Source organism: Ruegeria sp. BB10, assembly GCF_056535725.1.
Genome location: NZ_JBQFIW010000001.1, coordinates 1180604 through 1206551, shown reverse-complemented (window position 1 = coordinate 1206551; position 25948 = coordinate 1180604). Strand labels below are relative to the sequence as shown.

The window sequence follows — 25948 nt, the reverse complement described above, 5'->3', positions numbered from 1 at the left end:
GCGCTGCATGACAAGCTATCTAGCGAAATAGTCAGAATTAATCCGGCCAAACAGCACGTTTAAATGACAATAGGCTATATCGTACAGATATGTTCAGTAAAGCCCCTTGTGGGTGTTTTTTTTAGTTAAGCTGGAAATTGGGTGATCAGCAAATTGTGGCGAAACTTAGTTCGAATACCCCTAGATGTAGTGTGGTTTGCGCCATGTGCCGAAATCCGCCGAAGGCTGCGGCGATATGGCAGAGCCGTCCTTTGGCGCCAAATCTTCAGATCCAATCCTCCAAAGCACCAAACAACCTACAGCGGATTAACGCGGCAGCGGGGCTTGTTTGGTCACTCTTCGTACCACCAAACCTGCGGCATATACTCGGGCCCGTCGCCATAGATCGGCAGGGTTTGAGGCTGCTTCAGTTCTTTGGCATGGGCGATGCGCCCGACGTCGAAGTTCCAGATCGGAATGACATAGCGACCAGCAGTCAGAACCCGATCAAGCGCGCGGGTGGCGGCCACGAATTCCTCGTGGCTTTCCGAGGCCAGCATAGCGTCAATCAGCCCATCCACAGCGGGTGAGGCAACACCCATCAGGTTGCGCGTGCCCTGTACATCCGCGTTTTCGCTGCCCCAATACAGACGCTGTTCATTGCCCGGAGACAGTGACAGCGCACGGCGAAGGAACGTGATGTCAAAATCAAACTCGGCATTGCGGCCGACAAATTGCGCGCTGTCTACCTGTTCGACATTGACCTTGATGCCCAGACGCTCAAGCGCGCGGGTGTAGATTTCGATGGCCGTTTGTCCTTCGCTATCGCCCTGTTGCAGCAGAACGGTGATGGCAAAGTCCTGACCATTCTGGTTGCGCAGCACGCCGTCCTGAATGGTCCAGCCAGCCTCGGCCAGCAGCTTGTTGGCCTTGCGAATATTGGCGCGATTCCGGGCCGAACCGTCGCCGACGGGCAGGGCATAACCTTCAAGCGCGTCAGGCGGAAGGTCGTCGGCATAAAGTTGCAGCAGCTCGGCGACACGCCCAGTGGCCGGGCCGGGTTGCATGCCCAGGTCAGAGCCCGAGAAATACGAAGTGATCCGTGGTTGGGCGCTGCCGGTGATCGTATCGTTGATAAATTCGAAATTGAACGCCAGCAGCATCGCCTCGCGGACTCGCCAATCATCGAAAGGAGCCTTGCGGGTGTTCATGACAAACCCGGTCATGCCCGAGGGTTTGCCGTGCGGGATTTCGGTCTTGACCACATCACCGCGCTGAACGGCAGGAAAATCGTACTGAGTGTTCCATTTGTCGGCGTTGAATTCGCGCACCGCGGTCAGTTCACCGGCCTTGAACGCCTCGAACAGGACGGTGCCGTCGCCAAAAAACTCGATCCTTATGTCATCCAGGTTCATGGTCCCGCGACGGAACGGAATGTCAGCCCCCCAATAGTCTGGATTGCGCCGCAAATTCACATAGCGGCCCGCCTCATAGCTATCGATCACGTACGGCCCCGACCCGATGGGAACGTCCTGTAGCGCGGCGTTGGCGAAATCTTTCCCCTCCCACTGTGCTTTTTGCAGGATCGGACGCAGCCCGGCGATCAGTGCCAATTCCCGGTCGGGTTCGTTGAAAGTGATCCGCACCGTGCGGGGGCCAGTCTGTTCGATGCTGTCGATCTTGCCCCACAAACCGCGGTAACGCAGATGACCTTCGGTGCCCAGAGTTTCATAAGACCAAATCACATCATCTACGGTCACCGGATTTCCGTCAGAAAACTGGGCGTTCTCACGCAGGGTAAATTCTACCCAAGAGCGGTCCGGTGCAGTCTCAACTGATTCGGCTAACAACCCGTAAAGAGTGAAAGGTTCGTCCCAGGACCGGCCCATCAGGCTTTCATGGGTCCAAAATCGCAATTGCCATGGCGAGCTGCCTTTTTGCACAAACGGGTTCAAACTGTTAAAGCCGCCGGTGTTTCCGAATACAACCTTGCCGCCTTTGGGCGCGTCGGGATTGGCATAGGGCAGGGACACAAAATCCGGTGGTAGGACAGGGTCGCCGTACATAGCTATGCCATGGGCCGATTCTGCATGAGCGATTGTGACAGCAAAAATAAAGGTGATTCCCGCGATCACAGGGCGAACGGGGCGTAGAAAATTGGGGCGCATTTTGGAAACAATCCTGCTCTGGCCTTATTTTGTTGGGATTCACCGTATCGATGATTTTTCTTATTTTCAAACTTTTAGCTTGGACGGATGCAAGGAATTGCTTATAAAGGATGCACTGCTCGATAGGTTTCTTGCCTGTATGAAACCTGCCTCAATAACTTAACGCCCGCTTCGTGCGGGCGTTTTTTTTTGAGGCGTTTCCACCCCGGATGCAGAACCCATATGTTTCCCCATTTTCTTTGCAGTTGCAGCATGGCACTGTGCGGTCAAAGCAGATGTTGACGGAGAAAGCTCATGAGCGTGGCGGGAAAAACGGCGATCATCACAGGGTCGAATTCAGGGATCGGTTTGGGTGTTGCCCGCGAATTGGCCAAGGCTGGGGCCAACGTAATATTGAACTCGTTCACCGACCGGGATGAGGATCACGCGCTGGCCGCCGAGATTTCGCAGGAAACCGGAACCAACGCGCGTTACATCAAGGCGGACATGTCCAAGGGGGACGAATGCCGTGCCCTGATCGAAAAAGCGGGTGCCTGTGACATTCTCGTGAACAATGCAGGCATTCAACACGTCTCACCGATTGATCAGTTCCCGGTCGACAAATGGGATGCAATCATCGCGATCAACATGAACTCGGCCTATCACACTATGGCAGCGGCTCTGCCGATGATGCGCCAGGCCGGGTGGGGGCGCATTGTGAACATCGCCTCGGCCCACGGGCTGACGGCGTCGCCTTTCAAAGCAGCCTATGTCGCGGCCAAACATGGTGTGGTTGGGATGACCAAAACCGTAGCGCTGGAGACCGCGCAGGAACCGATAACCTGTAACGCGATTTGCCCGGGCTACGTGCTGACGCCACTGGTCGAAGCGCAGATTCCCGACACGATGAAAGAATACGGCATGAGCCGCGAGGACGTGATCAAGAACGTCATGCTGGAACGTCAACCGTCGAAAGCTTTTGCAACGGTCGAGCAACTGGGCGGTACAACTGTCTTTTTGTGTTCAGATGCCGCCGCGCAGATCACCGGAACGGCAATCTCGGTGGATGGGGGCTGGACGGCTCTGTAAGTCAGGGGGCAGGTCATGAAACGCATCAATCTGGCACTGCAGGGCGGCGGCGCGCATGGCGCCTTTACCTGGGGTGTCTTGGACCGGTTGCTGGACGAGGATGATATCGAGGTCGCGGCAATCACCGGCACCTCGGCCGGGGCGCTGAACGGGGCTGCGTACAAATCCGGCATGGTACGCGATGGACGTGACGGCGCGCGGGCCAGCCTTGATGGGCTGTGGGCGCGCATGGGGGCCGTCGGCGATATGCGCCTTGCCAATTGGATGCAGGCACTTGAGCCCGCTCAGATTGCGCATGCCATGGAGTATTCCCTGCCGTTTTCCGTGGGTGATGCATGGTCGCGGCTGGTATCGCCCTATGCTTATGGTCCGTTTTATCGCAACCCGCTGGAACCGGTGGTGGACCGGTTCAATTTCAAGGAAATCTGTGCCGATGAAGGGCCGCGCCTGTTCGTCTGCGCCACCTGCGTGCGCAGTGGCAAAATCCGTGTTTTTACCGGGGATGAGGTCTCGACCGATGCGATTTTAGCATCGGCCTGCCTGCCGAACCTGTTTCAGGCAGTTGAGATTTTTGATCCCAATTCGGGCCGGACCGAGGCGTATTGGGATGGCGGCTATACCGGGAACCCGGCGCTGTACCCCTTGTTCAACACCGATCTGCCGGATGATGTGGTGATCGTGAACATCAACCCGCTGGAACGGGAAGAAGTGCCGAAAACGCCGCAACAAATCCAGAACCGGATCAACGAGATCAGCTTTAACTCATCCCTGTTCCGCGAATTGCGCGCGATCAGCTTCGTGCAGCGCTTGTTGACCGAAGGCAAATTGAAAGCGGGTGAGATGAACCGGGTTCTGGTTCACATGATCGCCGATGACGCGCTGATGAACGATCTCTCGGTGGCAACAAAGACGGTGCCGAACCCGGTTGTTCTGCACAAGTTGAAAGAGGCCGGGCGCACGGCTGCGCATCGGTTCCTTTCGGACAACAAGGGCGATTTGGGGCGGAAAAGTACTGTCAATCTGCCCGAGATGTTTGGCTGATCACTCAGGCGGTAGCATCGGGTCTTTGCCGTTGGGGTAAACCAGACCGGCAGAAATCACCAGCTTGGCCGCGTCCTCGATAGTCATGTCCAGCAGAATGACGTCTTCGGCAGGAAAGAACAGCAAAAACCCCGAGGTCGGGTTTGGTGTGGTCGGGATGAAAACGCTCAGCAATTCGCCCGCGGTTTCGGCGCGCTGGGTGACCTCGCCTTTGGCAGTGGTCGATACAAAGCCGATAGCCCAGATACCGCGGCGTGGATATTGCACCAAGCAGGCTTTTTCAAAAGATCTTTCTGTCTGGGCAAAGACCGTTTCGGATATTTGCTTGATCCCGGAATAGATCGAGCGGACAACCGGCATCCGTTCTACCAGGCTTTCGGTGAAGGAAATAAAGGACCGTCCCAGAATCCCCTTGGCGACCCAGCCCACCAGAACAGTGAAAACCAGAAAGATGATGACGCCGACGCCGCGCAGGTTGATGCCTACATATTGTTGGGGCTGGAACTGTTGTGGGATCAGCGGCAGGACAGCACTGTCGATCCAGCCCACGACGGACCAAATCAACCAGATCGTCAGCCAGACAGGCGCAATGACAACGATGCCCGTCAGAAAAGACGCGCGCAGCCGGGAAAACAGGCCCGGTCCGCGGTGGGGTTCTTCGTCAAACGGTGTGTTCATTGCGATCCTGATTGGTTTGCCGATTTAGTTAAGCAGTCCGGCGTCTTGGTACAATAGGGTAGCTCTAGGCGGATTTGGTCAAAGCAATCGCGATACCGGCGGCTAGACGGGCATTGTTGCGCACCAGCGCAATGTTTGCGGTCAGCGAGCGGCCCCCGGTCTGTTCATAGATCCGTTGTAGCAGGTATGGCGTGACGCCTTTGCCGGTGATCCGGTGCGTATCCGCGTCGGATTGGGCGGCAGCGATGATGGGGGCCAGTTCCTCGGCCGGGATTTGATCGGCGTCCGGGATCGGGTTGGCAACCAGCTGACCCCCGGGCAGGCCAAGCGCGCGACGGGTGGCGTGGGCCTTGGCGATGTCTTCGGCACTATCCATGCGCAAGGGCGCGGGATAGGGGGACTTGGCGGACCAAAAGGCCGGGAATTCGTCCTGTCCATGCGCGATAACCGGAACGCCCAATGTCTCGAGCACTTCAAGTGTTTTAGCAAGATCCAGGATGGCTTTCGCACCGGCTGCAACAACAGTAACGGGTGTCTGCGCCAATTCGTGCAGATCGGCTGAGATGTCAAACGAGGTCTCGGCCCCCTGATGCACACCACCGATGCCACCGGTCGCAAAAACTTCGATCCCGGCATAGCGCGCGGCGATCATCGTGGCGGCCACTGTCGTGGCCCCGGTCCCGCTGGTCGACATACAGGCCGCCATGTCCGCGCGTGAGATCTTGGCGACGCCCTGGGCCTGCCCCAAGGCTTTCAACTGGTCGTCTTCCAGGCCCACATGCAGTTTGCCTTTGATCACGGCCATGGTCGCAGGAACCGCACCAGCGTCACGGACGTCCTGCTGAACCTGCGCCGCCACTTCGATATTCTGAGGGTAGGGCATACCATGGGTGATGATGGTGCTTTCCAGCGCAACGATGGGCTGACCTGCATCTTTGGCGGCGCGGACCTCGGCGGAATATTGGATGTCGATCACAGTGGTGTTTCTCCGGAAACATAGGTTGCGGCGGCATGCAGGGCGCGGCGTAAGGCTTCGTCATTGGACGCACCGTTGGCCTCGGACGCGATATGCGCCGCCATGAAAGTATCGCCCGCACCGGTCACACGGGTGACCAGAACGGAGGGCGGTGTTTGGGTCAATATTTCGTCAGCGCTGCCAATGGTGGCCGAGTTGCCGCCGTCCGTGACCAGCACCCGCAGCGCGCCACGGTTCAGCAGGCCCTTGGCGGCGCCTTCAGAATCGGTGAATTCGCGCTGGCACAAGATGCCGGCCTCTTCGAGGTTCACGTAAAGCGTGGCGCGGGCGTGTTTCAGGAACGGCAGCAGACGCTCGGCCTTGCCGGGCGAGGCCGGGGCCACGCGCAGGTCCGCACGCGCAAAGGCGGGGCTTTGGGCGATTTCTTCTAACAGGGTCAGCGTCAGATTGCCGTCCAATGCGATGGGACCCTGGAACGGAGTGTTCTCATACCCCAGCGGCCCATGCATCAAGGGGCGCAGGATTTTCGCCCCGGCGGCCTCAAGCGAATGCGCGTCAGCAATTGCCGCGATCAGGCCGTTGGCCCCTTCGACGGCCATGTACCTGTCTGTCGGCAAATCCTGCGAACGATAGATGTGGTCCGTGACCATGCCCAGCCGCGAACAGGCGTTGACCAGTTCGTCGCCTTCGGGGTCGCGACCAATGGCTGTGAGAAGGGTCGGCGTCATACCGAAGCGTACCAGCGTCATGGCGATGTTCATGGCCACTCCGCCAGGCAGGCGGGTGATCCGCCCCGGCACGTCCGAGCCCTGACGCATGGCGCTGGCGGACCGCCCGATTATGTCCCACAGGACCGAGCCGATACACAGGATTTCGCTGTTCTGAGTCATGCCCGTGTCATGCCGCAGCCCCGAGGTGGGTGCAAGGGTTAACGCTCACATCGCGTCGGTAAGAGTTGTAAGCGCGGCAAGCGGGTCTTCTTGCGACCAGATCTCATCCCCGATACCGAAGAAATCAGTGCAAGGGGTCAGGTCGCGGATCAGCTCAGGCGTCAGGCCACCTTCGGCCACAACCGGAACCTCGATCATCTCAGACCACCACTGAAACAGGTCTTTTTCAGCCGTGGTTCCGTCCCCCAGCGTTGACGCGCCGACCGGGCCAAAGGCAACATAATCTACGCCAGCTTCGCCGGCGGTCATGCCATCATGGCTGGACGCGCCACAAAAACTGCCAACAATGGCATCCGCGCCCAACTCCTTGCGCGCGGCGCGCACTGAACGTGCGGCGTCGTCCAGATGCACCCCGTCCAACCCCAACCGTTGCGCCAGCAGAACATGGTTCGAGATGACCAGCGCCACGTCACGGGTATGGGCCACCTCGCGACAAGCATCAGCAGCACGCGAGATCGCGTCTTCGTCATTGCCTGCCAGAGCCAGTCGGATGCAGGCAATCTCGGCACCGTCCAGAACGCGGCTAAGCTGGTCGGGGAACGTGCTCAATGAGATGGTCGGAGGGGTGATCAGGTAAATCTGCGGCTGCTCGGGGGTGTCCATTGGCGCGTCCTTAGCTTTCAGTCTTTCGCGCGGTTTAGCGGATTGTGCCGGGGAAGCAAACTTTTATGCCGGTTTAAGGCGTAATTGACCAATCGGATGCCTTGCCCTGCGCCATCGCGCCGATTACAGCAAGCCAAGTTTTCCGGAGACAACCATGCCCAGCGATACATCCCAGCCGTCCTTTGTGCTCGTCCGCCCTCAGATGGGTGAAAACATCGGCGCTGCCGCGCGGGCGATGTGGAATTTCGGGCTGGACCGGATGCGGATCGTCGCACCGCGCGACGGTTGGCCAAACCCCAAGGCGGTGGCAATGTCCAGCGGGGCGGGGCGCTTGCTGGACGAAGCGCAGCTGTTCGATGACCTTGCGGGCGCGCTGGCCGACAGCACCTTTGTCTTTGCAACCACCGCGCGCCAGCGTGGTCTGACCAAACCGGTCTACAGCCCCGAACGCGCGATGCAGATCGCGGCCGAGAAAGTGGCGGCTGGTGAAAAGGTCTCGGTCTTGTTCGGACCGGAACGGGCAGGATTGGAAAACGAAGATATCGCCAAGGCAAATGCCATTATCTCGGTTCCGGTAAACCCGGAATATGCCTCGCTGAACCTTGGCCAATGCGTGTTGTTGACCGCCTATGAGTGGATGCGCCAGACAGGCGATGTGGTGCACGAAGCCACCGATCTGGGCAAAGGCGACTGGGCCACGGGGATCGAGGTCGAAAAACTGGTCGAACATTACGAAAACCGGCTGGACGAGGCGGGCTTTTTCTATCCACCCGAAAAGGCCGAAGGCATGAAGACCAATTTGCGCAATCTGTGGTCTCGGATGCGGATGACGCGCGCGGATGTGCAGATGCTGCACGGGATCATGCGTCAGATGGTCCGTTGGAAGGATAAAGGCTGAGGCTGGACCTTAGCCCCCCTTCACCCTAGCTTGCGACGAAATCCAAGGCACAAGAGGACAGCATGAGCGGTAAGCGCAGCATCTTCGAAGACGTCTCAGACACAGAAAAACAACAGGCCGTTCAACCGGGCATGATTGACCGTGGTCGTGGCGGCGCACGCGGGGCAATTCGCGTCTGGCTGATGATACTGTTCGCGCTGGTCGTTGTCATGATCTCCGTAGGCGGCCTGACACGCCTGACCGATAGCGGATTGTCGATAACGGAATGGCGCCCGGTCACTGGGGCCATCCCACCAATGACCGAGGCCGATTGGCAGGCCGAGTTCGAAAAGTACAAGCAGATCGATCAATGGCGCATTCAGAACCAATGGATGGAGCTTGATGACTTTAAATCCATTTACTGGTGGGAGTGGGGTCACCGTCAACTGGGCCGGGTGATCGGTCTAGTTTGGGCACTTGGGTTCTTTGGCTTCCTGCTGGCTAGGAAAATTCCGACCGGGTGGACAGGTAAATTGCTGATTCCAGGCGCTTTGGGCGGTGTTCAGGGCGCGGTTGGCTGGTGGATGGTTGCCTCGGGCGTGACGCAGGGCGAGGGGATGACGGCCGTTGCCAGCTATCGCCTGGCAGTCCATCTGGGTCTGGCCTTCGTTATCCTCGGGTTCCTTGCGTGGTACATCTTTGAGCTGGGACGCGAGGAGCGTGACCTGATGCAGGCCCGCCGCGCGAAAGAGGGCAAACTGTTCTCGCTATCGACCGGGCTGATGCATTTCGCCTTTCTACAAATACTCATAGGCGCCCTTGTGGCAGGCATAGACGCTGGAAGATCATATACCGATTGGCCCCTGATCGGTGGTCAATTGTTGCCGCCTGACGCGACGATGCTTGAACCGATGTGGCGCAATTTCTTTGAAAGCCCCGGTCTGGTGCAGTTCATTCACCGCTGTGCTGGCTATCTTCTGTTTATCTTCGGTATCATTGTCTGGAGACGCGGCAGCACCAGCGCGCATCCGCAAACGCGGTTTGCGTTCAATGCAGCTTTTGCGGCGCTTTCGCTGCAGGTGGTGGTCGGGATTATGACGGTGATCTACGCGGCCCCCTGGCAGATCGCCATCTTCCACCAGTTCATGGCCGTTGTTGTTTGGACCCTGATCCTGCGCGCACGTTTCCTGACAGCATATCCAATCGCCACCTCAATCCGCGGAGCATGACCCTGATGACTGCCTATGATGACCTGATGGCCTTCCAACGCGAAACGTCGGCCCTCGGGCAAATCGCCGGGCGGCTGGGCTGGGACCAGGAAACGGTGATGCCGCGCGGCGCGGCCCCGCAACGGGCTGAGGAAATGGCCGCCATCGAAGCGGTTCTGCATGCCCGCCGCTCTGACCCGCGCGTGGCTGAGTGGTTGGAGCAAGCCGACCCACAAGACGACGTAGCCCGCGCCCAATTGCGCGATATCCGTCGAACTTACGAGCGGACGGCAAAAGTGCCAGCCGATCTGGCCAAGGCCATTGCGCGCGTGACCTCAGCAGCCCAGGGAACTTGGGCACAAGCCCGTTCAAACGAGAGTGTGGCTACCTTTCTGCCTGTTCTCGAGGAGGTCGTTGCCCTCAAGCGTGAAGAAGGCGCTGCACTGGCGCAGGGTGGTGATGTCTATGACGCCATGGTCGAAGACTACGAACCCTATACCACCGGGTCACAAATCGCCGAGATTTTCGATCAGATGCGCCCTCGTCTTGTGGCCCTGCGCGCGGCCGTTTTGGATAAACCAGCGCCGCACGCTCTGACTGGAAAATTCGACGAACAGATACAAATGCAATTGTCGCAGAAACTGGCGACCACGTTCGGGTACGATCTGAATACTGGGCGGGTGGATAAGGCAGTGCATCCGTTCAGTTCGGGCAGTGGCCTGGATGTGCGCATTACCACTCGCACCAGCGAGACCGACCCGTTCAACTGTTTCTACTCAACCATTCATGAGGTCGGCCACGCCGCCTATGAACAGGGTATCAACCCGGCCTATGCGCTGACACCACTGGGGCAGGGCGTGTCGATGGGCGTGCATGAAAGTCAAAGCCGGATTTATGAAAACCAGCTGGGCCGATCTCGGGCGTTCACGGAGTGGCTTTACAATCAAATGGTTGACGCGTTCGGTGATTTCGATGTCGCGGATGCCGATGCGTTCTATGCCACGGTCAATGGCGTACACAAAGGCTATATCCGGACCGAGGCGGACGAGGTGCAATACAACCTGCACATCATGCTGCGCTTTGACCTTGAACGCGCCCTAATGGCCGGAGACCTTCAGGTCAGCGATCTGGAGGCAGCGTGGAATGACCGGTTCAAGGCCGATTTTGGATATGAGGTCGACCGACCTTCGAACGGGTGTTTACAGGACGTCCACTGGTCGGTCGGATTGTTTGGTTATTTCCCGACCTATTCATTGGGCAATGTCTATGCCGGATGTCTGTATCAAGCGTTGCGCGCTGCGGTTCCTGATTTGGATGCGCAACTGACCAGGGGCGACACGTCAGGCGCAACCAGTTGGCTGTGCGAGAACCTACAGCGTTTTGGCGGACTCTTCACCCCGCGCGAGACTATCCAACGCGCCAGCGGGATAGAACCGGGACCTGAACCGTTGTTGGCGTATTTGGAACAGAAATTCGGTACGCTATACAGTCTTTGAGCGCGAGACCTTCGGCAGCGTTCGTCAACACACTCGGACCGCGTTGCTTGGTTTCGCGCATAAGCTTTAGGAGCGTCGAGTATTGCTAGTCGGGTAACAGGTGGATGGTCAGGTAGCATAAAAGTTGAAAGCCCCCCTGAACCATATGGTTTTCTTCCAAATCAAAATTCATGACCGTCTGATCAGCCAAGAAAAAAGCAAGCCACAATCCTAGCGATACGATAAAGGCCGCGTCGACCCTCTTCTGCCAGCGATCCGTCTGGGAATAGGAGGTAAATGACGCGAACGCAAAAAGCAGCGTCGATAGAAATAGCCACAGTATGATCCCGACAAATATGATTACATCAACGGCAGTAGAGGCACCAAAGTGCGCTAGCGTTTTTTGCAGAAACGGAAAGTTGTGGCCGTCAAACCAAGGGGTTGAAGTCACCCCCAGCAGCTCTAGCCCGCCGATGAAATCGGTTAGAAACGCAAATGCCCACCATAGGAACCAGAAGATCACTAAACTTTGTTTGAACAAAATTCGCATAAAAAACGACCTCTTGAAACTGCTGTTCCAAATATCATTGGTCATAGAATAGCAATTTTTTAGGAATTACAGAAACCAGCGCCGATTTGATCGTTCTATTGGGCAAACCGTTGATTGCCACATTCTGAGAGATTATTGGCGAAAACAAATCCAAGGCCCCAAAACACTGCGCTCTGGGGCCTTTGTTGTAATCTTATCCCTCGGCGTCTTCGTCGCCTTGATCGGCGATCCAGGCGACGCTGACGACCACTTCGCCTTTACCGGTGTTGAACACCTTCACACCGCCCGCGCTGCGCGACCGGAACGAGATGCCTTCGACCGGCACCCGGATCGACTGTCCCTTGGACGTCGCCAGCATGATCTGATCGTCGATCTCAACCGGGAACGAGGCCACCAGCTCTCCACCGCGCATTGCCTTGTCCATGGCAGCAACCCCCATGCCTCCGCGTCCGCGGACCGGGTAATCGTGGCTGGAGCTTAGCTTGCCCGAACCGCCTGCCGTGATGGTCAGGATCAGATTTTCAGCGGCCGACATCTGGGCATAGCGTTCCTGGCTGATGGTCGCCAGCGCATCGCCATCCTCGTCAGTGGTTTCGGCCTCTTCGGTCAGGCCGGCCACGGCGCGGCGCATTTTCAGATAGGCGGCGCGTTCGTCCGACGTAGCCTCGAAATGGCGGATCACCGACATCGACACCACGCGGTCGCCATTGCTTAGCCTGATGCCACGCACACCGGTCGACTTGCGGCCCTTGAAGACACGAACATCAGTGGTCTGGAAGCGGATCGCGCGACCCGAGTTGGTGACCAGCATCACATCGTCATCTTCCGAGCAGATGCGCGCATTTACCAGTTCCACACCCTCGGGCAGATCCATTGCGATCTTGCCGTTGCGTTTTACGTTGGTGAAATCGCTCAGCGCATTGCGGCGCACGTCGCCGGCACTGGTGGCAAAGACGATCTGCAGGTTCTCCCACTCTTCATCCGGGACATCCACGGGCATGATAGCCGCTATGGAAACACCTGTCGGGATTGGCAGGATGTTGACGATGGCTTTGCCCTTACCGGTCCGCCCCGATTGTGGCAGGCGCCAGGTCTTGAGCTTATAGACCATGCCGTCGGTGGTGAAGAACAGCAGCTGTGTGTGCGTGTTCGCTACGAAGAGGTTGGTAACAACATCCTCTTCCTTGGTCTGCATGCCCGACAGGCCCTTACCGCCGCGTTTCTGTGCGCGGAAATCGGCCAGCGGGGTACGTTTGATGTACCCGCCAGAGGTGACAGTCACGACCATATCTTCGCGTTCGATCAGATCCTCGTCTTCCATGTCGCCGGACCAGTCGACGATCTCGGTGCGACGGGGAACGGCGAACTGTTCGCGCACGCTGCGCAACTCATCGCCGATGATCGACATGATGCGTTCGCGCGAGGACAGAATATCCAGATATTCCTTGATCTTACCTGCTAGTTCTTCCAACTCGTCCGTGACCTCCTTGACGCCCAGTTGGGTCAGGCGCTGGAGGCGCAGGTCGAGGATGGCGCGGGCCTGAACCTCGGTCAGGTTATAGGTGCCGTCGTCGTTCATCTTGGACAGAGGATCATCGATCAGTCGCAGATAACCCTCGATCTCAGCGGCAGGCCAACGGCGCGTCATCAGCTTTTCACGCGCCTCGGCTGCGTCCGCGGATGACCGGATGGTGGCAACAACTTCGTCCACGTTGGAAACGGCCACGGCCAGACCACACAGGATGTGGCTGCGTTCCCGCGCCTTGCGCAGGTCATAGGCGGTGCGGCGGGCAACGACATCCTCGCGGAAATCGATGAACGAGGTCAGAAACCGGCGCAGGGTCAGTTGTTCAGGCCGACCACCGTTCAGGGCCAGCATGTTACAGCCAAAGGACGTTTGCATCGGCGAGAAGCGGTAAAGCTGGTTCAGCACCACCTCGGGCGTCGCATCGCGTTTCAGTTCGACTACAACGCGGACACCGTTACGGTCGGATTCGTCCTGTACATGGGCCACGCCTTCGATGCGCTTCTCACGCACTGCTTCGGCGATCTTTTCGATCATCGCGGCCTTGTTCACCTGATAGGGAATTTCATCGACGACGATAGCGTAACGATCCTTACGCAGTTCTTCCACGCGGGTCTTGGCGCGGATAATGACGCTGCCGCGACCTTCAAGATAGGCTTTGCGCGCACCCGAGCGGCCCAGCATGACGCCGCCGGTCGGGAAGTCGGGGCCGGGTACGTATTCAATCAACTGCTCGGACGTCAGGTCCGGGTCGTCGATCAGTGCCAGTGTGGCGTCAACTACTTCACCCAGGTTGTGCGGTGGGATGTTGGTCGCCATGCCCACGGCGATACCACCAGCACCATTGACCAACATGTTCGGGAAACGGGCGGGCAGGACGGTCGGTTCCCGGTCCTTGCCGTCATAATTGTCCTGGAAATCGACCGTCTCTTTTTCGATATCGGCCAGCAGGGACGCGGCAGGCTTGTCCATGCGCACTTCGGTATAGCGCATGGCCGCCGGGTTATCGCCGTCCATCGAGCCAAAGTTGCCCTGACCATCCAGCAACGGCAGCGACATCGAGAAGTCCTGCGCCATCCGCACCAGCGCATCATAGATCGCGCTGTCACCGTGCGGGTGGTACTTACCCATAACGTCGCCAACCGGGCGGGCCGATTTGCGATAGGCCTTGTCGTGTGTGTTCCCGGTTTCGTGCATTGCATACAGAATGCGGCGATGCACCGGCTTCAGCCCGTCGCGCAGATCGGGGATCGCGCGGCTGACGATGACCGACATTGCATAGTCCAGGTAGGACGTGCGCATCTCGGATTCGATGGACACCGTCGGGCCGTCATAAACGGGGCGCTCGGGCGGGGTTTCGTCCATGTTTTCAGGAATATCTGGCGTATCGCTCACGTAAACTGCCCGTGTTTTGTTTTGGGTCTATATCTTGTGGATGCACCTTATCAGACCCGGCACATAAGGTGCAAGCAAGCAACGATTTTGCATGCGAAAAACCCCCGTAACACCTGAGTAACATATTGTTAACTAAGGGTTAGGGTGTTTTCGTGTTACCCTGAAGAGACCTTGCAACAAAATTGGAGGTCTGCATGGAGCAAAGCGAAACCGAACTAATGCTCAAAGGGTACGGGCTGACAACGGCAGAATTCTTCTACCGCATGCCCGATTACATCCACGTTCTGAACACGTTCATCTGGCAGGATTACGATCTGGCGCCGGATCATCCGAAATTGTTCGATTTCATCGACTTCTGGCAGCGCGAGATTGACGGTCCGCTGCATTCGGTCCGGTTTACGCATCGCAAGATGATCGCGCCCGGTGAATGGCGCAACATGGTGGGTGAATTCAGGGTCAATTGAATATCCAGCCTGTTTTTTGGTCAGTAACGATTGAGACGCGTTAAATTTATTGGTGCTTGGGTTATGGTGTCGACCAATCCATTGGTCACATACGGAATCGCTTTATGTCCCGAGCTTTGCTTTTCGCCGCTGCGCTGTTAACTGGCGGACCAGCCGTCGCCGAAGGCGTCTTTGATAAAATCAAAAAAGGTGCTGCGAATACGGCCGACGCTGTAGGGCGTGGGACTGAAACCGTGGGCAACACCATTCAGAAAGGTGCAAGCGCGGTTGAGGGGACCATCAACTCGACCACGGATTTGGTGACGAACGAGGCCACCCCGGAAGAGACGCGCGCCAAGCTGGACGCGATGGCCAGCGAGGTTCTTACCCAGTTATTAGCGGAAAACCCCGACGCAAAAGCGTTGTATGACGTTAGTGCGGGCTACGCCGTGTTCGACTCGCGCAAGGTTACGGTGTTTCCGGTCTCGGCCGGGTATGGGCGCGGGGTGGCCGTTTCAATGGATACCGGTCAGCACACTTATATGAACATGGGTACTGGCGGAGTGGGTGCCGCAGTGGGTATTGGTGGGTTTGAAACCAAGTTCGTGATCCTGTTCGAAACCCCCGCCGATCTGGCGAAATTTATCGAATTTGGTTACGACGCAACAGCGGAAACCGGGGCGATGTACGGTGACGAGCGCAGCGGGGAAACCGTGCGGTTCACTGATGGCCGGTCCTTCTTCGTGCTGGGCAAGAAAGGCTGGCGCGTCTCGGCTGGGGCGTCCGGCACGAAATTCTGGGAATCGCCTGAACTGAACTGATCAGCCTGAACAGCTGGCTCCGCCCAGAACACAGAATTTGGCGCAATGGGGATGGTTGAGGTGTACGTCCGCCTCGGCCTCGGCCAGGGTGTGACCCATTTCGAATTCGGGCGCATAAGGTAAAAGTGTGCAGGCCAGAACGGCGGGGCGTTCCGCACCCTTGCGCTTTACCACCATACGGGCGCTGGCGCACATCACGGCGTCGGGTGATTTGTCCAGAATACCCCAGCAAGCTGTGGTGATTTCCGGCACTTCGATGGTTTCGTCCATCTCGGGGAACAGAACCGTCTGGCCAGGGTTTTGGGCGTCAATGTCAAAGCCGTGCTGCTTGAAAAACGCAGCATAGCCAGCGCGGCTTTCCGCGTCGCTGTCACCCCAGACAGTGCGCCCGGCCACGGCCATGTTTAAGCCGTTGTCACGCAGCCACTCCATCCCGGTCACGGTCTTGGCGAAGCTGCCCTTGCCACGTTCTTCGTCATGCAGATCGGAGCAGTAGTGATCGACCGAGATTCGCAGGGTTAGCTTGTTGCCGTAGTCACGCTGCAATTCCAGCAGACCCTCTCGCATCTTTCGGCGCATCATTGGTTGCATGGCATTGGTGAGAATCAAAACCTCATACCCACGCTCCAGCGCGGCGCGGGTCATGTCGATCATTTCTGGGTTCATGAATGGTTCGCCACCAGTGAACCCGATTTCCCGAACCGGCCAATTTCGAGCTTCGATTTGATCCAGATAGTCCCGCACCTCATCAGCGGTGATATAGACCAGTGCATCGTTGGTCGGGCTGCTTGCGATATAGCAGTTGACACATTCGATATTGCACAAGGTACCGGTGTTGAACCAAAGCGTGTCAGGGTTGCTAAGCGCAACCGAGGCCCGCGTTTGCCCGTCAGCCGTCACCAATGTGTTCTGAAATTTGCCGATATTGGCAATCTGAGAGGCGTTGTCTTTCATTCCGGTATCCGGTTCTTTGCAGTCCTGCTGCTGACTTAGCCTTTCAGACCGAATTAGTTAAGGGTGCCACGGCCGACCTGACAGAGTTTTGATGATGGGAAAAAGTGTAATTTTGTTTGCGCTAACATTGGACATGCCCTCAGGGGTAAGGTAAGGGAAACGCATGGTTTCTCGCGTCATCCCCGTCGACCCGTTCGATCTGGTCATTTTTGGCAGTACTGGCGATCTTGCGCAGCGCAAAATCCTGCCGGCGCTGTTCCGTCGCTATTGTGCCGGACAATGGCCCGAGGATGTTCAGATCATTGGTGCCGCCAGATCGGAATTGGACAGCGATGCGTTTCGGGATGTGGTCGCGCAATCGTTGCGCGAACATGCACCTGCACAGTGCGCGGATGCCAAGGCACTGAATGCGTTTCTGCAGCGGGTCGACTATGTCGCGTTGGATGCTCTTACGGATGAGGGGTGGGGTCAGCTTGCAGCGAAGCTCACAATTGATCGGGTGCGGGCGTTCTATTTCTCGGTTGGGCCGCGCCTGTTCGGACCGCTGGCCGAACGGATCAAAGCTAATGATTTGGCCACGACCCAGACACGGATCGTTGTCGAAAAACCCTTTGGTCACGATCTGGGCAGCGCGCAGACGTTGAATGCGACGCTAGCGGCACATTTCTCCGAAGGGCAGATTTACCGGATCGACCATTATCTGGGCAAAGAAACCGTTCAGAACCTGATGGCCGTTCGGTTTGGCAACATGCTTTTCGAACCATTGTGGAACAGTCAGTATGTCGACCACATCCAGATCACCGTGGCCGAATCCGTCGGCATTGACGGGCGCGAAGAGTATTATGAGCGCGCAGGCGCCATGCGTGACATGGTGCAGAACCACCTAATGCAACTGCTCTGCCTGATCGCGATGGAACCGCCGGCCAAGTTCGACCCCGACGCAGTGCGGGACGAAAAGCTCAAGGTGATCCGCGCATTGGACCCGGTCGAGCCGCACCACATTGTGCGCGGTCAGTTTGAAGGTGGGCTGACTGGACGCAGCTATCGGGATACTGTTGGTAATCCACGTTCGACCACGGAAAGCTATGTGGCGCTGCGGGCTCACGTCAGTAACTGGCGGTGGGCGGGTACGCCGTTCTATTTGCGCACAGGCAAAAGGCTTGTGGCGCGATCTTCGGTTATCAATGTGATGTTCAAAGACGCGCCGCATTCGATCTTTGGCGCAGATGCCGGGCGCCACGCCAACGTTTTGTCGATCCGCCTGCAGCCGAACGAAGGCATCACGCTGAAGGTGACGATCAAGGAACCGGGGCAGGGTGGGATGCGCCTGGTCGACGTGCCTCTGGACATGAGTTTTGCCGAGGCATTGGGGCCCGAAAACCAGGACCCGCCGGACGCTTATGAGCGTTTGGTGATGGACGTGATCCGCGGCAACCAAACCCTGTTTATGCGCGGAGATGAGGTCGAGGCCGCATGGGCCTGGACCGATCCGATCATCGCGGGCTGGCAGGCGCGCGGGGATGTTCCCAAACCTTATGAAAGCGGCAGCACTGGCCCGGGCGACGCCGAGCTGCTAATGAAACGAGACGGTCGCCGCTGGCAAGGGATAAACCCATGAACATACAGGAATACGCCGACCGGGATATGCTGGCTATCGACGTTGCAAACGTGCTGGCAGGTGAACTGGAATCCGCCTTGCTGCATCACGACTTTGCCTCATTGGCAGTCCCCGGAGGCACGACGCCCGGCCCGATGTTTGATGTTCTGTGCGCGGCGGATTTGGAATGGGACCGGGTGCGGGTTCTGCCTACCGATGAACGCTGTGTGCCGGGTGATCACGACCGCTCGAACGAGCGCCTAATCCGCGAGCGGTTGCTGACCAATCGGGCGTCGGTGGCGCAATATATCCCTCTGTACGTGCCGGGAAAGGAGCCCGAGGATGTATTGCCGGAAATCGAAAGCCTAATCACTCCGATCCGGCCCTTGTCGGTGCTGGTGTTGGGAATGGGCGAGGATATGCACACCGCGTCCCTGTTCCCGGGTATGGATGGGCTTGAGGCCGCGTTGGACAGTCACGCGCGTCCTCTGGCGGTGGCACGGACCGAGGTTCAGCCGGAACCCCGTATCACGCTGACTGCGCCTGTTTTGGACGGTGCCTTGTCAAAACACCTGATTATTTTCGGGAACGCGAAACGGGATGCTTTGGAACGGTCCATGTCCCTGCCACCGGAAGAGGCCCCCATCGCAGCAGTGCTGAGTGGCATGGCCGTACACTGGGCGGAGTAGACGCTATGCAACTGGAGACACTCAAAGCACTGGCAGCAGAACGGAAGGGGCAGCCCATTCTGGGTCTGTTCAGTAAGGATGCAAATCGGGCGCAGGGGTATTCGGCCTCAACCGGTGACCTGCTCTTTGATTACTCGAAAACCAGTATTGACGCGGACATCCGTGACGCTTTGATCGGGCTGTGCGATACGGCGGGTCTGGCGGAACGGCGCGACGCCATGTTCTCGGGTGCCAAGATCAACGAAACCGAAGGGCGCGCGGTATTGCACACGGCGTTGCGTAATCTGGATGGCGGACCGGTTGAGGTCGACGGTCTGGATGTGATGCCTGACGTGCTGGACACGCTGCAGCGGATGCGGGTTTTCGCCGAAGAGGTGCGCGGCGGCGCGATTTCTGGGACAGGTGGCAGCTTTACCGACGTCGTGAATATCGGCATCGGCGGCTCGGATCTTGGGCCAGTGATGGCCACGCACGCGTTGGCCCCGTATCACGACGGGCCAAACCTGCACTATGTGTCCAATGTCGATGGTGCGCATATCGCGGATACGCTACGCCCACTTGACCCGACCCGGACGCTGGTGATTGTCGCATCCAAGACATTCACCACTATTGAAACCATGACCAACGCCCGGACCGCCCGTGCCTGGTTAACGGATGGCGGTGGCGATTGTGGAAAACAGTTCGCAGCCGTGTCGTGTGCGGTAGATAAGACCGATGCCTTTGGTATCGCCCAAGATCACGTTTTTGGTTTTGCCGATTGGGTAGGGGGGCGCTCTTCGATCTGGGGGCCGGTTGGGCTACCGGTGATGATCGCCGTCGGTTCGAACGCGTTTGATGCCTTTCTGCGCGGGGGACAGGCGATGGACGTCCATTTCCGCGCTGCCGACTGGATCGAGAACATGCCGGTAATGCTGGCTCTGGTTGGGGTCTGGCACCGCCAGGTTCTGGGATATACCAGTCGCGCGGTTCTGCCCTATGATCAACGTCTGCTGCGTCTTCCCGCCTATTTCCAACAGCTTGAGATGGAGTCGAACGGTAAATCCGTTGCAATGAACGGCAGCGCCTTGACCATGCCTTCGGGGCCTGTGGTTTGGGGTGAACCGGGCACCAATGGCCAGCACGCCTTTTACCAGTTGATCCATCAGGGCACCGATGTGATCCCCTGCGAATTCATGGCGGCCGCCGAAGGGCACGAGCCCGAACTTACCCACCACCACCGCCTTTTGCTGGCCAATTGTCTGGCCCAATCCGAAGCGCTGATGCGCGGCCGGTCGTTGGATGAGGCGCGGCAGCGCATGGCCGAACAAGGGTTGGCCGGTGAGGAACTTGAACGTCAGGCCCGTCATCGTGTGTTCCCGGGCAACCGGCCGTCCTCGACCCTGATTTATCCGAAGCTCACACCGTATGTCCTGGGCCAAATCATCGCCTTGTACGAACACCGTGTTTTCGTCGAAGGGGTTCTGCTGGGGATCAATTCGTTCGACCAATGGGGGGTCGAACTGGGCAAGGAATTGGCGACCTCGCTGGGTCCGATAGTGGATGGTGAGGTTAGCACTGACGGCAAGGATGGCTCGACCGCTTCGCTGGTTGCTTATGCGCTAAAACACCGCGATTGAGGGTTCGATTTTACCACCTGCCGCAACGGCAAATCGCATTCTTTTATTGTCAGACAATTAAATGCTTGGCAGGCTCTGCCTAAGGAAAAGCCATATCGCCCGATGTGATTGCGGGCACAAAGTGGCACCGCCATAGGGAGGACGCCCATGCTGGGACAGATGATGACGCAGCCCTTGCTGATCTCGTCGCTAATTGATCACGCCGACCGCTTTCACGGTCAGACTGAGATTTATTCGGTTGAAACCGATGGCACAGTTAGCCATAGCAGTTGGTCGCAAGTGGCGGAAAACGCGCGGAAACTGGCCTCGGCACTGTCCAAGTTGGGATTGGAGCCACAGACGCGGATTGCGACGCTGGCTTGGAATAATCGGCGGCATCTTGAGATCTACTATGCCACTTCCGGGGCGGGGTTCGTTTGCCACACCGTCAACCCGCGACTGTTTCCCGAACAGTTGACGTATATCATCAACCATGCACAGGATCGGGTCCTGTTTTTCGACGCAACCTTTATTCCTTTGGTCGCAGCCCTTCACGAGCATTTGCCCGATGTTCAACATTTCGTCCTGATGGGGCCAAGAAACGATGACGCTATTGCGCAGATACCGGGTGTGCAATTTTACGACGATCTGATCGAGATCGGTGAGGCCAGTTTTGAATGGCCCAGCTTTGACGAAAACACTGCATCCGGCCTGTGTTACACATCTGGCACAACCGGCAATCCAAAGGGGGTGTTGTATTCGCATCGCTCCACCGTGCTGCACAGTTTCGGATCGAACACACGCGACGTTATCGGGTTTTCGGCGATGGATGTGGTCATGCCGGTGGTTCCGATGTTCCATGTAAACGCCTGGGGGTCCCCATATGCTTGCGCCATGTCGGGATCGCGGATGGTGTTGCCGGGGCCGGGTTTGCATGGTGAGGCGCTGGTGAATCTGATCGACACTTACGGCGTCACTCTGGCCATGGGCGTGCCGACGATCTGGCAAGGGCTGCTGGCTTTTGCCGAGCAGTCTGGCAGCAAGCTGGCCAGCCTGCAGCGGACGGTGATCGGCGGGGCCGCGTGCCCGCCTTCGATGATCGAAACCTTCCGCGAAACCTATGGTGTCGACACCATCCACGCGTGGGGGATGAGCGAGATGAGTCCGTTGGGGACCGCAAATCACCCCCTGGCCAAGCACTTTGACCTGCCGGAAGACGAGCAGCACGCCATTCGAGAAAGCCAGGGAAGACCATGTTATGGTGTCGATCTGAAGATCGTCGACGATGACGGCAATGATCTGCCGCATGACGGCGAAACCCAAGGTGATCTGCTGGTGCGCGGGCCGTGGGTTCTGGACAGTTATTTCCAGATGCAAGATGAAGATTTGCTGCGGGATGGCTGGTTTGCCACTGGTGATGTCGCAACGTTGGACTCTGACGGCTATATGACCATCCGCGACCGGTCCAAGGACATCATCAAATCCGGGGGTGAGTGGATCAGTTCGGTCGAGTTGGAGAACATCGCCGTTGCGCATCCCAAATTGGCGACCGCAGCCGTGGTTGGCGTACCGCATCCAAAGTGGGACGAGCGCCCACTGCTGGTGGCCGTACGCGCCGAGGGGGAGGACCCAAGCGAAGAAGAGGTGCTGACATTTTACGACGGCAAAATCGCTAAATGGCAGGTGCCGGACAAGGTGGTGTTTGTGGATGCCTTGCCTCTGAACGCAACGGGTAAGGTTCTGAAACGCAACTTGCGCGCGGATTTCAAGGACGCCTTGGTGGGCTGATCTTTAAAAAACGTGGGAAATGGCTCCGGCGGTAGGGATCGAACCTACGACCAATTGATTAACAGTCAACTGCTCTACCGCTGAGCTACGCCGGAACGGTCCGCGCCGTATAGCAACCAGTTTCTGCGGCGTCCAGAGGGCGTATAGGATTTTTAGTCGAGAAATCTTGCGCCGCAAGCGACCGTTGGTGATGGGGATTTAAGGTGGTGAGAATTTGGCTCCGGCGGTAGGGATCGAACCTACGACCAATTGATTAACAGTCAACTGCTCTACCGCTGAGCTACGCCGGAACTGAGGGCCGTATAACAATCCCGATTTTTGCCGTCCAGAGGGGAATTCGACGTTTTCGAAAAAAAGTTCCGGCGGCTTAGGTTTGTCTGATGAAACGGGTGTCAGCTGACAGTTTTCCTTCGGAAGTGACCTGAGATTTCCCAATCAGATTAATCAAATGGGCGAAAACATTCCGTTCAGCAGCAGGCAAAAGGGCGGTTGGAGTGTCGAGGTAAATTCGCTCGGCCAGTTCTCGGGCGGTACCGGGGTGATCTTCCAGCGCAGACAGAATCTGTGCTTCGCGTGTCAGGCGGTGATTGATCAGCCAGTCCAGCCGCGCTGCGGGATCGGCAATCGGCGCGCCATGCCCGGCGTGAAAGACGGCCCACTCGCGTGAGTGCAGACGATGGCAGGCCGCCATGAAATCCGTCAGGTCACCGTCTGGGGGCGAAACCAGTGAACTGGCCCATCCCATGACGTGATCACCCGTGAAACAGACCTCACCCCAGCCAAGTGCGATGTGATTTCCTAGATGGCCAGGGGTGTGAATCACCTCAAGCTGCCAGCCGTCGCCTGAGATCAAAGCCCCATCCGCAAGTTCGATGTCGGGGCGAAAGTTGGTGTCGATGCCTTCGCCGCCACCCACTAAACCGCCCTCGGCCAGTTGAGTCATAACTGCACTACGCCCGGCCTCGGGCCCTCCAAAGGCCATGATCGGTGCTCCGGTACGATCCGCCAAGGGTTGCGCCAGCGGAGAGTGATCCAGATGGCTATGGGTAACGATGATATGGCTGATCCGCTGTCCGGGTAGAAGTCCCGCCAGAATCGCATCCAGATGTTCATTGCTGAGCGGACCAGGGTCGATCACGGCAAGCTCGCTGGTTCCCACCAGATAAGTGTTGGTCCCGCGATATGTCATTGGGGATGGATTTGGCGCCAGAATACGCCGCAATCCCGGCTGCAGCTCGACCGCCGGGCCGGCGGGTGGATTGAAATCGTCAGGCGCCTGCATTCTGACCTCTTTCTCTTGTCGTAACAGCCCGTTAGGTTTAGCGCATGTCCGCGCTTTGGCTCAAACACTATATGCCGCGCAGCCTCTATGCCCGTGCTGCACTGATCCTGGTCCTGCCGGTGGTCGTGGTGTTGCTGGTGGTGGGGATCGCGTTCCTACAAAAACATCTGGAAGACGTCACGGCGCAAATGACACGCGCTGCTTCGCGCGAAGTGATGTTGATCACGGAAGTCATGGAAGAGACGGAAACGCAACAACAGGCGATGGCGGCTGTTCGGCTTGACCTGCAAGCGCTTGAAATGAAGGCCCGGTTTCTGGGCATTAACGACGAACCAATGGTTGGTCACCGGCGTTGGTACGATTTCATTGCACCCCAGGTCGAGGCAGATCTGCGGGCCTTGCTTCCAGATTTGATTGCGGTTGCCTTGCCCAGCGGACAAGAGGCGCGGCTGTATCTGCAGACGGATCTGGGCATTCTACAGCTGACTTTTGATCGCCGTCGTCTGTCTCCGGTAGCGCCACACCAGTTGATCGTGACAATGGTGTTCTTTGCGGTTGTCATGACCACGATTTCTTTTCTGTATATGCGCAATCAGCTTCGCCCGATCACTCGTCTGGCCGAGGCTGCGCAGGCCTTTGGTCGGGGCAGGGTGGTGCCGTATTCTCCCGGTGGGGCCATCGAAGTACGCGCGGCGGGCAGTGCTTTTCTGGATATGCGTGCCCGTATCGAGCGCCAGATGGAGCAGCGCACCATGATGCTGTCGGGGGTCAGTCACGATCTGCGCACACCGCTGACGCGTTTGAAACTTGGTCTTTCGATGTTGCCCGAGGATGAAGCAGCCCCTTTGCAGCAGGATGTCGATGAGATGCAATTGCTGCTGGATGCGTTCCTTGAGTTTTCGCGCGGGGCGGCCGAGGGCGCTCCGGAATCTGTCGATCCGAAGGTGCTGTTGGAGCAAATCGTCAAAGACGCGCGTCGTGCAGGACATGAGGTCGACCTGATCTCGGTCGAAGGGGAAGGAACAGTCATGCTGCGCCCCACTGCCATGCGGCGCGCCGCGGAAAACCTGATTGGAAACGCCGTGCGGTATGGCAATCGCGCGGATGTCAGCCTGTCCATCACACCCAGATCCCTGCGTATCCGGGTCGAGGATGACGGGCCAGGAATTCCACCTGAACAGCGATCCGAAGCGGTCAAACCGTTCGCGCGCCTTGATCCGGCGCGCAATCAAAATCAGGGTACCGGAGTGGGGTTGGGCCTTGCCATCGTTTCAGATATCGCGCGGGCCCATGGGGGCGTGGTGCGTCTGAGCAAAAGTGAGCGGCTGGGCGGCCTCTGCGCCGACATTATCATCGGTCGCTAACGACCCTGTACATGCGCTGCATCACTAGCGGAGTCAGGTACATCGGAATTTGATAGGCCCCGATGAACACCATGATCGGCGCAGTAACCTCGGGCGCTAAAGCCACGAAGAACAGCGCGATATTGCGGTTGCCTGCGATCAGGGACACTGCCGTCGACGCGGCTGTGGGCATACGAAACCGGGTCAGTCGAAAACAGACGACTTGAACGCCAAAATTGGCCGCGCAGGCGAAGGTAATCCAGAGGAACGCTCGTTTCGGATCGGTCAGGACGACCTCGCTGACCGAGGGCATCAGGCCGATGACGAAGAGGGCCAAGGTGATGTTTGCAAGACCGTCAAGCGCACTTTCTGTTGTGGGCGATGGGTCTTGCATCAGTATTTTGCGAATACCGACTGCGGTCAGCGTCACCAGCAGGATTGTGATTAGCAGTTTTAACGCGGCCCAAAGCACCGTATCGAATCCGCCCAGTTGCGGCGCCAGCCAGAACACCGGGGCTATGGTCATTGGCAATACCGCAGTACCGATCACCAAAAGGCGGAGCGCGTATTCAGATGGGTGCCCCATCATCCGACACATATTTGGGCTGCCAGCGATGGAGGGAGCCGCGGTCATGACCAGCAAGGCAAACAGGGCGGGGTTGTCGAGCCACCCGCCCAAGGCACCGACCGTCAGAACTGTCAGGGGCATCGCAAGCTGTAGACCAAGAACTACCAAAACAACGCGGGGCAGATCACGCAGTGATCCGAATATGCGCGCGGGCTCCATTCGTAGCACGGTGACGAACAGCAACAGCACAACCATCGGCGGCAACAGCGGCCGCATCGGTTGCGCCAACCCCGGCAGCAGCAACCCCGACAAAAGGCCCGCCAACAGAACATAAGGTCCGTGGCGGGCAGCGATGTGCAGCGGATTCAACGGCAG

At 57.9% G+C, this 25948-nt stretch carries 22 protein-coding genes and 2 tRNA genes; 12 read left to right on the top strand and 12 right to left on the bottom strand.

What is annotated here, in order from left to right:
• Positions 1-332 precede the first annotated feature (332 nt).
• On the bottom strand, positions 333-2147 hold the full coding sequence (locus ACR3EP_RS06020) for an extracellular solute-binding protein (protein WP_480636823.1): 1815 nt from the start codon (positions 2145-2147) through the stop codon (positions 333-335).
• 294 nt (positions 2148-2441) lie between these two features.
• Between ACR3EP_RS06020 and ACR3EP_RS06015 the strand changes: the two genes are divergently transcribed.
• On the top strand, positions 2442-3215 hold the full coding sequence (locus tag ACR3EP_RS06015) for a 3-hydroxybutyrate dehydrogenase (protein WP_170375544.1): 774 nt from the start codon (positions 2442-2444) through the stop codon (positions 3213-3215).
• 15 nt (positions 3216-3230) lie between these two features.
• Positions 3231-4256 carry a patatin-like phospholipase family protein gene (locus ACR3EP_RS06010; RefSeq protein ID WP_480636821.1) on the top strand — a complete coding sequence of 342 codons (1026 nt, stop codon included), beginning with the start codon at positions 3231-3233 and terminating at the stop codon, positions 4254-4256.
• On the opposite strand, the gene ACR3EP_RS06005 is transcribed toward ACR3EP_RS06010, so the two are convergent.
• The 4 genes from ACR3EP_RS06005 to ACR3EP_RS05990 all read right to left on the bottom strand — a co-directional run bounded on the left by ACR3EP_RS06005 (position 4257) and on the right by ACR3EP_RS05990 (position 7463).
• On the bottom strand, positions 4257-4934 hold the full coding sequence (locus ACR3EP_RS06005; RefSeq protein ID WP_425080548.1) for a DUF502 domain-containing protein: 678 nt from the start codon (positions 4932-4934) through the stop codon (positions 4257-4259).
• 64 nt (positions 4935-4998) lie between these two features.
• Positions 4999-5910 (bottom strand): pseudouridine-5'-phosphate glycosidase, encoded by a 912-nt coding sequence (locus tag ACR3EP_RS06000; protein ID WP_170348864.1) that lies wholly within the window; start codon positions 5908-5910, stop codon positions 4999-5001.
• Complete coding sequence (locus ACR3EP_RS05995) at positions 5907-6800, bottom strand: PfkB family carbohydrate kinase (RefSeq protein ID WP_480636819.1); 894 nt, start codon at positions 6798-6800, stop codon at positions 5907-5909. The genes ACR3EP_RS06000 and ACR3EP_RS05995 overlap by 4 nt, the downstream gene beginning before the upstream one ends.
• Positions 6801-6845: 45 nt before the next feature.
• Positions 6846-7463 (bottom strand): thiamine phosphate synthase, encoded by a 618-nt coding sequence (locus tag ACR3EP_RS05990; protein ID WP_170395948.1) that lies wholly within the window; start codon positions 7461-7463, stop codon positions 6846-6848.
• Positions 7464-7617: 154 nt separating this feature from the next.
• Here ACR3EP_RS05990 and ACR3EP_RS05985 point away from each other — a divergent pair, with 154 nt between their 5' ends.
• From ACR3EP_RS05985 to ACR3EP_RS05975, 3 genes are all read left to right on the top strand, one after another.
• Complete coding sequence (locus ACR3EP_RS05985; protein ID WP_170395946.1) at positions 7618-8361, top strand: RNA methyltransferase; 744 nt, start codon at positions 7618-7620, stop codon at positions 8359-8361.
• Between the two features lie 62 nt (positions 8362-8423).
• A complete protein-coding gene (gene ctaA, locus ACR3EP_RS05980) occupies positions 8424-9569 on the top strand; it encodes a heme A synthase (protein WP_480636816.1) in 1146 nt (381 codons plus the stop codon).
• A 5-nt stretch (positions 9570-9574) separates the two neighbouring features.
• Entirely contained in the window at positions 9575-11044 is a 1470-nt protein-coding gene (locus ACR3EP_RS05975) for a carboxypeptidase M32 (protein WP_480636814.1), read from the top strand.
• 85 nt (positions 11045-11129) lie between these two features.
• Here the strand turns inward: ACR3EP_RS05975 and ACR3EP_RS05970 are convergent, their stop codons facing one another.
• Together ACR3EP_RS05970 and gyrA are read right to left on the bottom strand one after the other, a co-directional pair.
• Positions 11130-11573: a hypothetical protein gene (locus ACR3EP_RS05970; RefSeq protein WP_480636812.1), complete on the bottom strand. Its 444-nt coding sequence runs from the start codon at positions 11571-11573 to the stop codon at positions 11130-11132.
• 193 nt (positions 11574-11766) lie between these two features.
• On the bottom strand, positions 11767-14493 hold the full coding sequence (gyrA, locus tag ACR3EP_RS05965; protein ID WP_480636811.1) for a DNA gyrase subunit A: 2727 nt from the start codon (positions 14491-14493) through the stop codon (positions 11767-11769).
• 194 nt (positions 14494-14687) lie between these two features.
• Here gyrA and ACR3EP_RS05960 point away from each other — a divergent pair, with 194 nt between their 5' ends.
• Positions 14688-14957: an usg protein gene (locus ACR3EP_RS05960; RefSeq protein WP_058280415.1), complete on the top strand. Its 270-nt coding sequence runs from the start codon at positions 14688-14690 to the stop codon at positions 14955-14957.
• Between the two features lie 104 nt (positions 14958-15061).
• Positions 15062-15757, top strand: a complete 696-nt coding sequence (locus tag ACR3EP_RS05955; protein ID WP_480636809.1) for a lipid-binding SYLF domain-containing protein — start codon at positions 15062-15064, stop codon at positions 15755-15757.
• Here ACR3EP_RS05955 and ACR3EP_RS05950 read toward each other — a convergent pair whose 3' ends face one another.
• Positions 15758-16711: a radical SAM protein gene (locus tag ACR3EP_RS05950; RefSeq protein ID WP_480636807.1), complete on the bottom strand. Its 954-nt coding sequence runs from the start codon at positions 16709-16711 to the stop codon at positions 15758-15760. It abuts the gene before it with no gap.
• 163 nt (positions 16712-16874) lie between these two features.
• On the opposite strand from ACR3EP_RS05950, the gene zwf reads away from it, so the two are divergent.
• The 4 genes from zwf (at position 16875) to ACR3EP_RS05930 (ending at position 22380) form a co-directional block, all read left to right on the top strand.
• On the top strand, positions 16875-18329 hold the full coding sequence (gene zwf / locus ACR3EP_RS05945) for a glucose-6-phosphate dehydrogenase (RefSeq protein WP_480636805.1): 1455 nt from the start codon (positions 16875-16877) through the stop codon (positions 18327-18329).
• Positions 18326-18997 carry a 6-phosphogluconolactonase gene (gene pgl / locus ACR3EP_RS05940; RefSeq protein ID WP_480636804.1) on the top strand — a complete coding sequence of 224 codons (672 nt, stop codon included), beginning with the start codon at positions 18326-18328 and terminating at the stop codon, positions 18995-18997. The genes zwf and pgl overlap by 4 nt, the downstream gene beginning before the upstream one ends.
• Positions 18998-19002: 5 nt before the next feature.
• Positions 19003-20613, top strand: a complete 1611-nt coding sequence (gene pgi, locus ACR3EP_RS05935) for a glucose-6-phosphate isomerase (protein ID WP_480636802.1) — start codon at positions 19003-19005, stop codon at positions 20611-20613.
• 147 nt (positions 20614-20760) lie between these two features.
• Positions 20761-22380 carry a long-chain-fatty-acid--CoA ligase gene (locus ACR3EP_RS05930; protein WP_480636801.1) on the top strand — a complete coding sequence of 540 codons (1620 nt, stop codon included), beginning with the start codon at positions 20761-20763 and terminating at the stop codon, positions 22378-22380.
• A 20-nt stretch (positions 22381-22400) separates the two neighbouring features.
• Here ACR3EP_RS05930 and ACR3EP_RS05925 read toward each other — a convergent pair.
• The 3 genes from ACR3EP_RS05925 to ACR3EP_RS05915 form a co-directional block, all read right to left on the bottom strand.
• Positions 22401-22475: transfer RNA gene (locus tag ACR3EP_RS05925), tRNA-Asn, on the bottom strand.
• Between the two features lie 120 nt (positions 22476-22595).
• Positions 22596-22670, bottom strand: a tRNA-Asn gene (locus ACR3EP_RS05920).
• Between the two features lie 77 nt (positions 22671-22747).
• Positions 22748-23662: an MBL fold metallo-hydrolase gene (locus ACR3EP_RS05915; protein WP_480636799.1), complete on the bottom strand. Its 915-nt coding sequence runs from the start codon at positions 23660-23662 to the stop codon at positions 22748-22750.
• Between the two features lie 44 nt (positions 23663-23706).
• On the opposite strand from ACR3EP_RS05915, the gene ACR3EP_RS05910 reads away from it, so the two are divergent.
• Entirely contained in the window at positions 23707-25026 is a 1320-nt protein-coding gene (locus ACR3EP_RS05910) for an ATP-binding protein (RefSeq protein WP_480636797.1), read from the top strand.
• Here ACR3EP_RS05910 and ACR3EP_RS05905 read toward each other — a convergent pair.
• Positions 25013-25942, bottom strand: a complete 930-nt coding sequence (locus ACR3EP_RS05905; protein ID WP_480636795.1) for a hypothetical protein — start codon at positions 25940-25942, stop codon at positions 25013-25015. The genes ACR3EP_RS05910 and ACR3EP_RS05905 overlap by 14 nt on opposite strands.
• Positions 25943-25948: the final 6 nt, after the last annotated feature.

What these genes read in the sequence shown, in the direction of transcription:
- ACR3EP_RS06020 (WP_480636823.1), bottom strand. Translation starts at nt 2,147, where the DNA reads ATGCGCCCCAATTTTCTACGCCCCGTTCGCCCTGTGATCGCGGGAATC.
- ACR3EP_RS06015 (WP_170375544.1), top strand. Translation starts at nt 2,442, where the DNA reads ATGAGCGTGGCGGGAAAAACGGCGATCATCACAGGGTCGAATTCAGGG.
- ACR3EP_RS06010 (WP_480636821.1), top strand. Translation starts at nt 3,231, where the DNA reads ATGAAACGCATCAATCTGGCACTGCAGGGCGGCGGCGCGCATGGCGCC.
- ACR3EP_RS06005 (WP_425080548.1), bottom strand. Translation starts at nt 4,934, where the DNA reads ATGAACACACCGTTTGACGAAGAACCCCACCGCGGACCGGGCCTGTTT.
- ACR3EP_RS05995 (WP_480636819.1), bottom strand. Translation starts at nt 6,800, where the DNA reads ATGACTCAGAACAGCGAAATCCTGTGTATCGGCTCGGTCCTGTGGGAC.
- ACR3EP_RS05990 (WP_170395948.1), bottom strand. Translation starts at nt 7,463, where the DNA reads ATGGACACCCCCGAGCAGCCGCAGATTTACCTGATCACCCCTCCGACC.
- ACR3EP_RS05985 (WP_170395946.1), top strand. Translation starts at nt 7,618, where the DNA reads ATGCCCAGCGATACATCCCAGCCGTCCTTTGTGCTCGTCCGCCCTCAG.
- ctaA (WP_480636816.1), top strand. Translation starts at nt 8,424, where the DNA reads ATGAGCGGTAAGCGCAGCATCTTCGAAGACGTCTCAGACACAGAAAAA.
- ACR3EP_RS05975 (WP_480636814.1), top strand. Translation starts at nt 9,575, where the DNA reads ATGACTGCCTATGATGACCTGATGGCCTTCCAACGCGAAACGTCGGCC.
- ACR3EP_RS05970 (WP_480636812.1), bottom strand. Translation starts at nt 11,573, where the DNA reads ATGCGAATTTTGTTCAAACAAAGTTTAGTGATCTTCTGGTTCCTATGG.
- ACR3EP_RS05960 (WP_058280415.1), top strand. Translation starts at nt 14,688, where the DNA reads ATGGAGCAAAGCGAAACCGAACTAATGCTCAAAGGGTACGGGCTGACA.
- ACR3EP_RS05955 (WP_480636809.1), top strand. Translation starts at nt 15,062, where the DNA reads ATGTCCCGAGCTTTGCTTTTCGCCGCTGCGCTGTTAACTGGCGGACCA.
- ACR3EP_RS05950 (WP_480636807.1), bottom strand. Translation starts at nt 16,711, where the DNA reads ATGAAAGACAACGCCTCTCAGATTGCCAATATCGGCAAATTTCAGAAC.
- zwf (WP_480636805.1), top strand. Translation starts at nt 16,875, where the DNA reads ATGGTTTCTCGCGTCATCCCCGTCGACCCGTTCGATCTGGTCATTTTT.
- pgl (WP_480636804.1), top strand. Translation starts at nt 18,326, where the DNA reads ATGAACATACAGGAATACGCCGACCGGGATATGCTGGCTATCGACGTT.
- pgi (WP_480636802.1), top strand. Translation starts at nt 19,003, where the DNA reads ATGCAACTGGAGACACTCAAAGCACTGGCAGCAGAACGGAAGGGGCAG.
- ACR3EP_RS05930 (WP_480636801.1), top strand. Translation starts at nt 20,761, where the DNA reads ATGCTGGGACAGATGATGACGCAGCCCTTGCTGATCTCGTCGCTAATT.
- ACR3EP_RS05915 (WP_480636799.1), bottom strand. Translation starts at nt 23,662, where the DNA reads ATGCAGGCGCCTGACGATTTCAATCCACCCGCCGGCCCGGCGGTCGAG.
- ACR3EP_RS05910 (WP_480636797.1), top strand. Translation starts at nt 23,707, where the DNA reads ATGTCCGCGCTTTGGCTCAAACACTATATGCCGCGCAGCCTCTATGCC.